Source organism: Kocuria sp. WN036 (assembly GCF_002287015.1).
Lineage (GTDB): Bacteria > Actinomycetota > Actinomycetes > Actinomycetales > Micrococcaceae > Kocuria > Kocuria rosea.
In genome coordinates, this window is record NZ_NSKF01000049.1 from 1 (window position 1) to 11,874 (window position 11,874).

The window sequence follows — 11,874 nt, forward strand, 5'->3', positions numbered from 1 at the left end:
CCGGGCCGCGAGCACGCCCCCGGACGGCGCACCGGGCACCGCGACGGACTCCGCGCCGGAGCCGCCCGCGGGCGCGCCGTCCCCGGACGGGGACGGCGGCGGCCAGGACCCCTGGGACGCCCACGGCCGACCCGCCACGGACGCGCCGGCGGAGTGGACCGACCCCGCCTGGGCCCAGGAGCCCGTGCACAGCTGGTCCGTGGCCGCCATTCCCCAGGGCGGCGCCCCGGCCGCGGCCCCTGCCGGGTCCCCGGCCGCACCCGCACCCCGGGCTCCGGCGCAGCCCGAGGCCCGGCCGCCGGGACCGGCCCGGACGGCGGAGGACCCCGCCGGCGCCCAGCCCGCCGACCGGCCGGCACCGCAGCCCGGGACGCAGCCCGGGACGCAGCCCGGAGCACCGTCCGACCCCGGTCGGACCGGGCGCCCGGGCCCCGCCTTCCCCGGCGAGGCCCCGGGGGCACGGGACCGGGACGTCCCCCCGTCGGACGACGTCCCGCCGCCCGAGGAGCCCCCATACCCGGACGAGCCCCCCTACCCCGACGACCTGGACGCGGCGCCCCCGGAGCAGTGGCGGCCCGCGGCCCCCGCACGGCAGAACCCTGCGTCCGCTCCCCGTTCCGGGGGCGGACCCGGCAACCGGTCGACCGGCAGCGCCACGCCCCCCACCGCCCACCCGGCCGCCCGCCCGGAGGATCCCCGGACCGCGACGGGCGCCGCTGCCCCGGCTCCGACGGCGAACCCGGCGGCCCCGGCGGCCCCAGCGGCCCCGGCCGCCCCGCAGCAGGACGCCCCGTCGGCGGCACCGGCCGGCGCCGACCGGAACGCACGGCTGAGCTTCCGGGAGCGCCACGCCGCGGCCATCGCCGCGGGGCGCAAGGCACCCGCCTCCGCCGCGGCCCCGCAGGACAGCGGCGTAGAATGGGACGACTCCTTCGTGCCCAGCTCGGACGACGAGGCGCTCGAGGACTCCACCCTCTACGGCCGCGCCGCGATCGAGCGGATCCTCGGGGGGATGCTGATCGAGGAGCGGGACCTCCACACCGGGGAGTGAGCCGGGACCGCCCCGCGCACCGGCACCCCGGTGACGTCGTGGCCGAGGACGATCAGGAGGGCCGTGCACCGGCCCGGAAATCGAGGGAAACGTGTACGAAGGCGCTGTTCAGGATCTGATCGACGAGCTGGGCCGGTTGCCCGGCGTCGGGCCGAAGTCCGCGCAGCGGATCGCGTTCCACCTCCTCGACGCCGACAAGGAGGACGTCCGGCGGCTGGCCGACGCCATGACGGCGGTCAAGGACAAGGTGAAGTTCTGCCGGATCTGCGGGAACGTGTCCGAGCTGGACGAGTGCGCCATCTGCCGCGACGCCCGCCGGGACGACAGCGTCATCTGCGTGGTCGAGGAGTCGAAGGACGTCATGGCCATCGAGCGCACCCGCAGCTTCCGCGGCCGGTACCACGTCCTGGGCGGGGCGATCAGCCCCATCCAGGGCATCGGCCCCGACCAGCTGCGCATCCGGGAGCTCATGACGCGGCTCTCCGGGGACACCGTGCAGGAGGTCGTGCTCGCCACCGACCCGAACCTGGAGGGCGAGGCCACCGCCACCTACCTCTCCCGTATGCTCAAGACCCTCGGGATCCGCGTGACCCGCCTGGCCTCCGGGCTGCCCGTGGGCGGCGATCTCGAGTACGCCGACGAGGTGACCCTCGGCCGCGCGTTCGAGGGCCGGACGGTCGTCGCCTGACGCACTCGCGTAGGATGTCCTGGTGCCCTGCCGCGGGGAGCGGGCGCACGGCCCGGCCCCGACCGCCGGCCGCCCTCGAGCACAGGAGTTGAACCCATGAGCCTGATCGTGCAGAAGTTCGGTGGATCCTCCGTCGCGGACGCCGACGGCATCCGCCGCGTTGCACGGCGGATCGTCGAGACGCGCAACAGGGGCCACGACGTCGTCGTCGTCGTCTCCGCGATGGGCGACACCACGGACGAGCTCCTGGACCTCGCCCACGAGGTCACCCGCAAGCCCCCGGCCCGCGAGCTCGACATGCTGCTCACCGCCGGCGAGCGGATCTCCATGGCGCTGCTGGCCATGGCGGTGTCCGGGATGGGCGCTCCCGCCCAGTCCTTCACCGGGTCGCAGGCGGGGATGGTCACCGACGGCGCGCACGGCGCCGCCCTCCTCGTGGAGGTCAATCCGCTGCGCGTGCGCGAGTCCCTGGACCAGGGCAACATCGCGATCATCGCCGGGTTCCAGGGCGTGCACCGCCAGACCAAGGACATCACCACCCTGGGCCGCGGCGGCTCGGACACCACGGCCGTGGCGCTGGCCGCGGCCCTCGACGCCGACGTCTGCGAGATCTACTCCGACGTCGACGGCGTGTTCACCGCCGATCCCCGCATCGCGCCCAGGGCCCGCAAGCTGGACGTGGTCAGCAGCGAGGAGATGCTCGAGCTCGCCGCGAACGGCGCGAAGATCCTGCACCTGCGCTGCGTCGAGTACGCCCGCCGCTTCGGCGTGAAGCTGCACGTCCGCTCGTCCTTCTCCCACAACGAGGGCACCTGGGTCATCCCGGGCCCCGAAGACGCCGTCACCTCCCCGAAGGAGATCCCGTTGGAACAGCCGCTCATCTCCGGCATCGCCCACGACCGCACGCAGGCGAAGGTCACCGTCGTCGGAGTGCCGGACAAGCCCGGCATCGCCGCCCGGATCTTCCGGCTGCTCGCGGAGGCGAAGGTCAACGTGGACATGATCGTGCAGAACATCTCCACCGGCGACGACCCGCTGACGGACCTCTCCTTCACGGTGGACGAGTCCCAGGGCGATCTGGCCATGAGCCTGCTGCGCGCCGCCGAGGAGAAGATCGGCTACGCGGGCCTGGAGTACGACGACGAGGTCGGCAAGCTCTCCCTCGTGGGCGCCGGCATGAAGTCGAACCCCGGGGTGACCTTCACGTTCTTCGAGGCGCTCGCGGCCGCGAACATCAACATCGACATGATCTCGACCTCCGAGGTCCGGATCTCGGTGGTCACGGCCGCCGACCGGCTCGACGAGGCCGTGCGCGTGGTGCACAGCGCCTTCGGCCTGGACTCCGACGAGGAGGCCACGGTCCACGCGGGGACCGGCCGCTGATCCCCGTGCCGCGCTCCACCGGTCCGTCGACGACGGGGCGGGTCCCGTGACCCGCCCCGTCGTCGTCCTGTCCCGCGCGGAGTGGGCGCCGCGGTCGCACGCCCACGAGCAGCGCGCGGCGCGCCGCGCGGACCCGTTCGTGGCCCGCCGCCACCGCGGGCACAAGCACCCGGTCGAGGACTTCCTGTTCACCTACTACACCCTCAAGCCCGCGCAGCTGAAGCGCTGGCACCCCGGGGCGGGCACCGTGCTGCTGGACGCCGCGGACCGCGCCGGGGAGAAGTTCTACCGCGCGCTCACCGGCGCCGAGCTCACGGCCCTGGGGCTCAGCGCCCGGGACGGGGCCGTGACCGTGGACGACGACGCCCTCCGGGACCGGCGGGCCCCCGCGATCGACTTCGCCCGGGCGGTGCTGGGCGCGCACGCGGGCAACCCGGGCTTCTTCGGCTGCTTCGGCCTGCACGAGTGGGCGATGGCCTACCGCTCGGAGGACAACGACCTCCGCCACGAGCAGCTCGAGCTGCGGCTCGGGGCCGCGGGCACGGACGCCGTGGTGGAGTCCGCCCGGATCCGGTGCACCCACTTCGACGCGTTCCGGTTCTTCCAGCCGCAGGCCGTGCCGCTCAACGAGCTGCGGCCCACCCGGGAGTCCCAGCGCCGGATGGAGCAGCCGGGCTGCCTGCACGCCACCATGGACCTCTACAAGTGGGCGTACAAGCTCGTCCCGGGGATCCCCTCCGAGCTGCTGATGGACTGCTTCGAGCTGGCGTGGGACGTGCGGGAGACCGACATGCGGGCCGCCCCCTACGACCTCTCCGGCTGGGGCTACGAGCCCGTGCGGATCGAGACGCCGGAGGGCAAGGCCGAGTACGTGCGCCGGCAGCGGGAGTTCGCCCGGCGCGCCGAGCCGCTGCGCCGCCGGCTCGGCGCGGCCCTCGAGGTCCTCGACCCGGCCCGCGCCACCGACGGGGCGGCGGCGTGAGCGCGCCCGGGGAGCCCGCCGGCGACTGGGAGCGGATCGTGGCGGTCTCCGCCGTGCCGGACCCGCTCGACTTCGTGACGGCGCCCTCCAGCACGGGGCCGGTCCTCGTCACCCGTGACGCCGGGGGCGCGCTGCACGTGCTGCGCAACACCTGCACCCACCAGCAGGCCACCGTGTGCCGGGAGTCCGCCGGGCGCGCCGAGACGTTCGAGTGCCCCAACCACTTCTGGGTCTTCGCCGCCGACGGGCGGTTCGTGGGGTCCCGCCTGGCCCTGGCGGCCGGCCGGGAGGCACCGCCGGACCCCGCCAAGGACCTCCTGCGGGCGGCGGCGGTCGACGTGGTCGAGGGCTGGGTCGTGGCCCGCTTCGACTGAGGCGGGGTCAGTGCGGCGCGGGCGCGCCGTCGTCGTCGCGCCGCTGCCGCCCCGCGAGCCAGGTCTGGACGTCCGAGCGCCGGATGCGGCGGTGGCTGCCCCGGTACTGCACGGGCAGGGCGCCCTCGGTGGTGAGGTTGCGCAGATAGGTGGCCGAGATCCCGGCGAGGGCGGCCGCCTGCGAGGTGGTCAGCAGGTCCTCCGGGGAGTCGGGGGCGGCCCCGTCCTCGCCGTGGCGGGCGAGCCAGTCCTGGACGTCCGCGCGCCGGATCCGGCGGTGGCTGCCCCGGTACTGCACGGGGAGGACGCCCTCCGTGGTGAGGTTGCGCAGATAGGTGGCCGAGATGCCGGCGAGCGCGGCCGCCTGCGAGGTGGTCAGCAGGTCCCCGGGGTCCGCCGGCGGCTCCGCGGCGGAGGTCACCGCGGCGGACGTCACCGTGACGGTCTCCCCGCGGGTCATCCGGGAGAGGAGGTCCACGACGGCGTCGCGCGCCCCCTCCGGCAGGCGCAGGGAGGTGCCGTCCACGAAGACCGTCACGTCCCGGGCCTCGAGGGCGTCCGCGAGCCGCTCGGCCTCACGGCCGCTGAGTCCGGGGGTGGTCGTCGCTGGGTGCTGGGTCATGGGCCCATTGTTCCAGCACCGCCCCGTTCCCCTCCGCCGGCGGCGGACCGGGCTCGGTCCGTCCCGCGCCGCCAGCGGAGGACGGCGAGCCACAGCAGCACTCCCGCCAGGCCCATCGTGCCGGGCACGAGCACGGGGGACGGCCCGACGGCCCCGCTGGTGGCCGCCCACAGCCGGGCCGCGCCCGACATCGCGTCCCAGGCCTCGGCGTACCGCGGGTCCAGCGGTCCGGCCCGCAGGTTCGCCAGGACGTGCTCGTAGACGCCGTAGGCGCTGCCGAGCACGGAGACGACCGCGGCGACCCGCACGGTGCGGGCCGTCCCGGTGGTGCGCCGCACCAGCCACGCCACGGCCCCGAGCAGCAGCACGGCCAGCACCGCCCAAGGCACCAGCTGGGCGGGTCCCTGCCAGTGCCGCAGCATCGCCAGCTCGGTCAGGGCGCCGAGAACCGTGCCGATCCCCAGCAGGGTCAGGACCCGGCGGTAGACCGAGACCAGGCGTGCGTCGTCGGTGCGGGCCCCTGCGGTCTGCGGTGCGGTGCTCATGGCACCACGGTCTACCGGACACGCCTTGGAGAATCCCGGGGGCCCACCGCCCGGGCGGCCTGCCGGCGGGTGACCCCTACCACACCCGGCGGGCGGTCCGGGCCCGGCACGACCGGCGTGCCCGAGCCGATAGAATGGCTGACGTTCGCCGGATCCCGGCCCGCTGCTCGACCCTCAGGAGTTCCCCGATGGCCCGCATTGTTGTCGACGTCATGCCCAAGCCCGAGATCCTCGACCCGCAGGGGAAGGCGATCGCCAACGAACTGCCCCGCATCGGCCTGGACGGCTTCGCCGGTGTCCGGCAGGGCAAGCGCTTCGAGCTGACCGTCGACGGCGAGGCCACCGAGGACGCGCTGGCCCAGGCCCGCGAGGCCGCGGAGAAGCTGCTCTCCAACCCCGTCATCGAGGACGTCGTGCGCGTGGCCGTGCTCGACGAGACCGAGGAGAACTGAGCATGGCCGGTCTCGAGACCCCCCTCATCGCGGACCTCTCCGGCCCCGCGCCGGACACTGGGCTCGCCGGCGCGCGCGTCGGCGTCGTGACCTTCCCCGGCACCCTCGACGACCGCGACGCGGCGCGCGCCGTGACGCTGGCCGGCGGCACCCCCGTCCCCCTCTGGTACGCCGACGAGGACCTGCAGGGCGTCGACGCCGTGATCCTGCCCGGCGGCTTCTCCTACGGCGACTACCTGCGCGCCGGGGCCATCGCCCGGTTCGCCCCCATCATGGCGCCGATCATCGACGGCGCGAACGCCGCGGGCACCTCCGGGTCCGCCCCGCTGCCGGTCCTCGGGATCTGCAACGGCTTCCAGATGCTCACCGAGTCGCACCTGCTGCCGGGTTCCATGATCAAGAACGAGCGCCTGAAGTTCCTGTGCCGGGACCAGCGCCTGCGCGTGGAGAACAGCACGACCGTGTGGACCACCGAGTTCGAGCAGGGCCAGGAGATCGTGGTCCCGCTCAAGAACCAGGACGGCCAGTACGTGGCGGACGAGCGGACCCTCGACGCCCTCGAGGCCGAGGGCCGCGTGGTCTTCCGCTACGTCGGGGGCAACCCCAACGGGTCCCGGCGGGACATCGCCGGGATCTGCAACGCCGGCGGCAACGTGGTGGGCCTCATGCCGCACCCCGAGCACGCGGTCGAGCCGGGCTTCGGCGCGGACTCCTCGGCCTCCGGCGAGGTCGGCATGCGCGACGGCACGGACGGGCTGGGCCTGTTCGTCTCCGCCCTCAAGGCACTGGTCAAGTAAGGGACACCGAGCACTCCATGAGCGACAAGCACTTCAACCTGGACACCGTCGAGCACGCGACGGCCACCCCCGACACCGAGCTGCCCTGGGCCGAGCTGGGCCTCAAGGACAACGAGTTCGAGGAGATCAAGAAGATCCTCGGCCGCCGGCCCACCGCCGCGGAGCTCGCCATGTACTCGGTCATGTGGTCCGAGCACTGCTCCTACAAGTCCTCCAAGGTCCACCTGCGCCAGTTCGGCGAGAAGGTCACCGAGGAGATGAAGAAGGACCTGCTGGTGGGCATCGGCGAGAACGCCGGCGTCACCGACCTCGGGGACGGCTGGGCCGTGACCTTCAAGATCGAGTCCCACAACCACCCGTCCTACGTGGAGCCCTACCAGGGCGCCGCCACGGGCGTCGGCGGGATCGTGCGCGACATCATCTCGATGGGCGCCCGGCCCGTGGCCGTCATGGACCCGCTGCGCTTCGGGGCGATCGACCACCCGGACACCGCCCGCGTGGTGCACGGCGTGGTGGCGGGCGTGGGCGGCTACGGCAACTCCCTGGGCCTGCCCAACGTGGGCGGGGAGGTCGTCTTCGACTCCTGCTACCAGGGCAACCCGCTCGTCAACGCGCTCGCCGTGGGCGTGATGCGCCACGAGGACATCCGCCTCGCCAACGCCTCCGGCGTGGGCAACAAGGTGGTGCTGTTCGGCGCCCGCACCGGCGGCGACGGCATCGGGGGCGCCTCCGTGCTCGCCTCGGAGTCCTTCGACGACGCCAAGCCGTCCAAGCGGCCGGCCGTCCAGGTCGGCGACCCGTTCGCGGAGAAGGTGCTCATCGAGTGCTGCCTCGAGCTGTTCAAGGGCTCCCTCGTGGAGGGCATCCAGGACCTGGGGGCCGCGGGCATCTCGTGCGCCACCTCGGAGCTGGCCTCCAACGGGGAGGGCGGCATGCACGTGGACCTGACCCAGGTGCTCCTGCGCGACCCCACCCTGACCCCGGGCGAGATCCTCATGTCGGAGTCCCAGGAGCGCATGATGGCGGTCGTGACCCCCGAGAAGGTCGCCGCCTTCGAGGCCGTGATGGACAAGTGGGACGTCGAGCACTCCTGGATCGGCGAGGTCACCGGCACCGGCCGGCTCGTGATCGAGTGGGATGACGAGGTCATCGTCGACGTCGACCCCCGCACCGTCGCCCACGAGGGCCCCGTCTACGACCGGCCCTACACCCGGCCCGCGGACCAGGACCGGCTCCAGGCCGACCGCTTCGTCGGATCCCCGGCCGACGCCGGGCGACCCTCGGGCGCGGAGCTCAAGCACGCCGTCCTCGAGCTCATGGCCTCCCCGAACCTCTGCGCCAAGGACTGGGTCACCGACCAGTACGACCGCTACGTGCAGGGCAACACCGCCATGGCGATGCCCGACGACGCCGGGGTGGTCCGCGTGGACGAGGAGACCGGCCTCGGCGTGGCCCTGTCCACCGACTGCAACGGCCGCTACGCCTACCTGGACCCGTACGCCGGCGCGCAGCTGGCCCTGGCCGAGGCCTACCGCAACGTGGCCACCGCCGGCGCCCGCCCCGCGGCCGTCTCCGACTGCCTGAACTTCGGCTCCCCCGAGGACCCGGAGACCATGTGGCAGTTCGCCGAGGCCGTGCGCGGGCTCGCCGACGGCTGCCAGCAGCTGGGGGTGCCCGTGACGGGCGGCAACGTCTCCCTCTACAACCAGACCGGCGGCGTGGCCATCCACCCGACGCCCGTGGTGGCGATGCTGGGCGTGCTCGACGACGTCCGGCGGCGCACGCCGTCGGGCTGGCGCGAGGACGGCCAGGCGATCTACCTGCTCGGGACCACCCGGGACGAGCTGGACGGCTCCGAGTGGGCGAACCTGCGCGGGCACCTCGGCGGGCTCCCCCCGGCCGTGGACCTCGCCCAGGAGAAGCTGCTCGGCGACCTGCTGATCAACATGTCCCGCGACGGCATGATCGACGCCGCGCACGACGTCGCCGAGGGCGGCCTCGCGGCGACCCTCGCCGAGATGGCGCTGCGCTTCGACACCGGTGCGCGCATCGGGCTGGGCGAGGTGTGCGAGCGCGACGGCGTGGACCTGTTCACCATGCTCTTCTCCGAGACCCAGGGACGGGCCGTGGTGGCCGTGCCGCGCAGCGAGGAAGTACGGTTCAAGGACATGTGCACCATGCGCGCCTATCCGCACACGCGGATCGGCGTGGTGGACACCGAGAACCGCGCGCTGGACGTGCAGAGCGAGTTCGGCATCGGCCTGGACGAGCTCCGCACCGCGCACGAGGGCACGCTGCCGAAGTACTTCGGCTGATCGCCCGCCGGGGGCGGAGCCCCGCCCCCGGCACCCCGCTCCACGGATCCCCCCGTCCACCCTCGGCACCCGGACCCGCAGAAAGCAGCACCAGCATGACTGAGGACCTCGAGGCCCAGCGCCCCGCACCCGTCCTGGAGACGGAACGGCTCCTGCTCCGCCCCTTCACCGCCGAGGAGCTCGACGCCGTGGCGGCCGGCGAGCACGGCGCCCACTTCGCCCACGGCTTCCCGACCGCCGAGGACATGGACTTCGCCCGCGAGTCCCTCATGGCCGGGGGCTACTTCTTCACGGAGTCCGTGTACGCGCGGATGGCCGTCGTGGAGAAGTCGACCGGCGAGATCGTCGGCACGGCCGGCTTCGTGGGCCCGCCGATCGACGACGAGCTCGAGATCGTGGGCTCCCTCGCCGCGGACCGCCGGAACCTGGGCTACGCGCAGGAGGGCATCACCGCGCTGCTCGGCGTCGCGTTCGCGGACCCCGCGGTCACCGGGGTGCGCGCCAGCGTGCCCGGGGACAACGCGCCGGCCGCGCAGGTGCTCGTCGCCGCGGGCTTCGTCCACCGCGAGACCCCCGGCCCGGAGACCGACTACGTCCTGCCGCGCCCCGCGTAGACCGCGCGGCGCCGGAACCTAGACTGGCGAGGTGATCCCGGCCCTGTTCCCCTTCAGCGGCATCCCCGCGCACCTCCTCCCGGAGACCGCGACGATCGTCGTGCTGGTGCTGGGGCTGCTCATCAACCTGGTGGCCCTGGGCTGGATCCCGCACAACCGGCGGCCCTCCGTGGCCCTGGCCTGGCTGCTCGCGATCTTCCTGCTGCCCTACGTGGGGATCCTGCTGTTCCTGGCCATCGGCTCCGCCAAGCTGCCGAAGAAGCGGATGGCGATGCAGGCGAAGATGAACGACGTCATCCGCGAGAACACCCCGGACCTCCACATCCTGGGCAACACGGACGAGGAGCTGCCCGAGTGGGTGGCCTCCACCGCGGCCCTGAACTACAAGCTCGGCGCCCTGCCCATGGTCGGCGGCAACTCCTTCGAGATCCTCACCGACAACCACGAGGCGATGCGGATCATGGCGGACGCCGTGGACCGGGCCCGGGACTACGTCCACTTCGAGTTCTACATCGTGGCCATCGACGACGCCTCGCGTCCCCTCCTGGAGTCCCTGGTGCGCGCCCACCGGCGGGGGGTGCGGGTGCGGGTGCTCATCGACCACCTCGGCTCCGTGGGCTACCCGGGGTATCGGGGGATGATCAAGCGCTTCGACGAGGCCGGGCTGCCGTGGCAGCGCATGCTGCCCGTCCGGCCGTGGAAGGGCGAGTGGCAGCGGCCCGACCTGCGCAACCACCGCAAGATCCTCGTGGTCGACGGCTCCCTGGCCTACACGGGTTCGCAGAACATCATCCACCGCTCCTACAACAAGCGCCGGAACCGCCGGAAGGGGCTCGAGTGGAAGGACCTGATGCTCGAGTGCACCGGTCCCGTGGTCGCCGAGCTCAACGCCCTGTTCACGAGCGACTGGTACTCCGAGACCGGCGACCTCCTGCTCGACGAGGCCGCCCGCGACCTCCCGGACACCCAGGGGCCGGTCTTCGCCCAGGTCGTGCCCTCCGGCCCCGGGTTCGAGACGGAGAACAACCTGCGCCTGTTCAACCATCTGATCTACAACGCCAACGAGCAGATCGTCATCGCCAGCCCGTACTTCGTCCCGGACGAGTCGCTGATGCACGCGCTGACCACCGAGGCGCAGTCCGGGGTGGACGTGCGGCTGTTCGTGGGCGAGACCTCGGACCACTTCCTGGCCTACCACGCCCAGAACTCCTACTACCAGGAGCTCGTCGAGGCCGGCGTGAAGATCTACCGGTACCGCTCCCCCACCGTGCTGCACGCCAAGTTCGTGCTCGTGGACGACTACGTCTCCGTGATCGGCTCGTCCAACATGGACGAGCGCTCGTTCGCCCTGGACCTCGAGGTCTCCGTGTTCATCGCGGACCGGGACTTCCGGCGGCGGATGGACGCGGTGGTCGCCGAGTTCCTCGAGGCCAGCACCCTGCTGGACTTCGACGCGTGGAACCGGCGGCCGCTGTGGCACAAGTACGCCGACAACGTGGCCCGGCTGACCTCGGCCCTGCTCTGAGGGGCCGAGCCCCCGCTCAGACCTCCAGGACGCCGCGCACGATCGAGTCCCCCGAGTGCGTCGGGTCGCCGTCGATCGGCTCGTTCGAGACGTCCACGACCGGGAACTCGCCGACGTCCAGGTTCTCGGGCAGCACGAACACGGCCTCGTCCCCTGCCATCACGCCGAGGCTGACCATCCGCTGCGCGTCGGGGGCGAGCAGCCAGACCTCCTTGAACCCGTCCACGTCGGCGGGGTCGGTCCGCACCACCAGCTGACGGGTCCCGTCCGGGCGCTCGTCCACCTCCGCCGAGCCGCGGGCGGTGTAGCCGGCGAGGGGCTCGAGCTCCGCCGTGGCCAGCACCGTGGGGTCCGGCTCAAGGCCCAGGCGCTGCGCGCCCCAGACCGAGACGCCGCCCACGAGCAGCGCCGCGGCGGCCGCGGCGGCGGCCAGGGGGTACGGCACCCCGCGCCGGGGCCTGCGCCGGCGGGCGTCGAGGTCGACGACGGTCGCCCCGCCGCGCCCTGCGCCGTCGTCGCCCCGCGG

The 11,874-nt window shown here is 73.5% G+C and carries 12 protein-coding genes and 1 pseudogene; 10 read left to right on the forward strand and 3 right to left on the reverse strand.

Annotated features, from left to right (window positions below; all coding sequences use genetic code 11):
- The 5 genes and pseudogenes from CK505_RS18615 to CK505_RS17580 all read left to right on the forward strand — a co-directional run.
- Window positions 1-1,051, forward strand: a pseudogene (locus tag CK505_RS18615) (hypothetical protein); the annotation flags it as partial.
- Between the two features lie 91 nt (window positions 1,052-1,142).
- Window positions 1,143-1,739: a recombination mediator RecR gene (gene recR, locus CK505_RS17565; protein ID WP_017833883.1), complete on the forward strand. Its 597-nt coding sequence runs from the start codon at window positions 1,143-1,145 to the stop codon at window positions 1,737-1,739.
- A gap of 96 nt (window positions 1,740-1,835) precedes the next feature.
- A complete protein-coding gene (locus CK505_RS17570) occupies window positions 1,836-3,122 on the forward strand; it encodes an aspartate kinase (protein WP_017833882.1) in 1,287 nt (428 codons plus the stop codon).
- Between the two features lie 46 nt (window positions 3,123-3,168).
- A complete protein-coding gene (locus tag CK505_RS17575; RefSeq protein WP_035927837.1) occupies window positions 3,169-4,104 on the forward strand; it encodes a hypothetical protein in 936 nt (311 codons plus the stop codon).
- Window positions 4,101-4,478 (forward strand): Rieske 2Fe-2S domain-containing protein, encoded by a 378-nt coding sequence (locus CK505_RS17580; RefSeq protein ID WP_095651874.1) that lies wholly within the window; start codon window positions 4,101-4,103, stop codon window positions 4,476-4,478. Before CK505_RS17575 ends, CK505_RS17580 begins: the two co-directional genes overlap by 4 nt.
- Window positions 4,479-4,485: 7 nt before the next feature.
- On the opposite strand, the gene CK505_RS19120 is transcribed toward CK505_RS17580, so the two are convergent.
- Together CK505_RS19120 and CK505_RS17590 are read right to left on the reverse strand one after the other, a co-directional pair.
- On the reverse strand, window positions 4,486-5,100 hold the full coding sequence (locus CK505_RS19120) for a helix-turn-helix domain-containing protein (protein WP_338418598.1): 615 nt from the start codon (window positions 5,098-5,100) through the stop codon (window positions 4,486-4,488).
- The gene (locus CK505_RS17590) at window positions 5,097-5,645 is read right to left on the reverse strand and encodes a hypothetical protein (RefSeq protein WP_052132983.1); all 549 of its coding nucleotides are present in this window, start codon (window positions 5,643-5,645) and stop codon (window positions 5,097-5,099) included. Before CK505_RS17590 ends, CK505_RS19120 begins: the two co-directional genes overlap by 4 nt.
- A gap of 188 nt (window positions 5,646-5,833) precedes the next feature.
- Between CK505_RS17590 and purS the strand changes: the two genes are divergently transcribed.
- From purS to cls, 5 genes are all read left to right on the forward strand, one after another.
- Window positions 5,834-6,097: a phosphoribosylformylglycinamidine synthase subunit PurS gene (gene purS / locus CK505_RS17595; protein ID WP_031283211.1), complete on the forward strand. Its 264-nt coding sequence runs from the start codon at window positions 5,834-5,836 to the stop codon at window positions 6,095-6,097.
- A gap of 2 nt (window positions 6,098-6,099) precedes the next feature.
- The gene (gene purQ, locus CK505_RS17600) at window positions 6,100-6,894 is read left to right on the forward strand and encodes a phosphoribosylformylglycinamidine synthase subunit PurQ (protein WP_095651875.1); all 795 of its coding nucleotides are present in this window, start codon (window positions 6,100-6,102) and stop codon (window positions 6,892-6,894) included.
- 17 nt (window positions 6,895-6,911) lie between these two features.
- Window positions 6,912-9,209: a phosphoribosylformylglycinamidine synthase subunit PurL gene (gene purL, locus CK505_RS17605; protein WP_095651876.1), complete on the forward strand. Its 2,298-nt coding sequence runs from the start codon at window positions 6,912-6,914 to the stop codon at window positions 9,207-9,209.
- A 95-nt stretch (window positions 9,210-9,304) separates the two neighbouring features.
- Window positions 9,305-9,823: a GNAT family N-acetyltransferase gene (locus CK505_RS17610; RefSeq protein WP_017833874.1), complete on the forward strand. Its 519-nt coding sequence runs from the start codon at window positions 9,305-9,307 to the stop codon at window positions 9,821-9,823.
- A 34-nt stretch (window positions 9,824-9,857) separates the two neighbouring features.
- Entirely contained in the window at window positions 9,858-11,348 is a 1,491-nt protein-coding gene (gene cls, locus CK505_RS17615; RefSeq protein ID WP_232035375.1) for a cardiolipin synthase, read from the forward strand.
- A 16-nt stretch (window positions 11,349-11,364) separates the two neighbouring features.
- Here cls and CK505_RS17620 read toward each other — a convergent pair.
- Window positions 11,365-11,874 (reverse strand): anti-sigma factor (locus CK505_RS17620; protein ID WP_176475400.1); only part of this gene is annotated, 510 nt, incomplete at its 5' end.

Bases quoted from the DNA above. Each gene is read 5' to 3' on its own strand.
- CK505_RS17590 (WP_052132983.1), bottom strand. From the start codon at position 5,645: ATGAGCACCGCACCGCAGACCGCAGGGGCCCGCACCGACGACGCACGC.
- purS (WP_031283211.1), top strand. From the start codon at position 5,834: ATGGCCCGCATTGTTGTCGACGTCATGCCCAAGCCCGAGATCCTCGAC.
- CK505_RS17570 (WP_017833882.1), top strand. From the start codon at position 1,836: ATGAGCCTGATCGTGCAGAAGTTCGGTGGATCCTCCGTCGCGGACGCC.
- purL (WP_095651876.1), top strand. From the start codon at position 6,912: ATGAGCGACAAGCACTTCAACCTGGACACCGTCGAGCACGCGACGGCC.
- purQ (WP_095651875.1), top strand. From the start codon at position 6,100: ATGGCCGGTCTCGAGACCCCCCTCATCGCGGACCTCTCCGGCCCCGCG.
- CK505_RS19120 (WP_338418598.1), bottom strand. From the start codon at position 5,100: ATGACCCAGCACCCAGCGACGACCACCCCCGGACTCAGCGGCCGTGAG.
- CK505_RS17610 (WP_017833874.1), top strand. From the start codon at position 9,305: ATGACTGAGGACCTCGAGGCCCAGCGCCCCGCACCCGTCCTGGAGACG.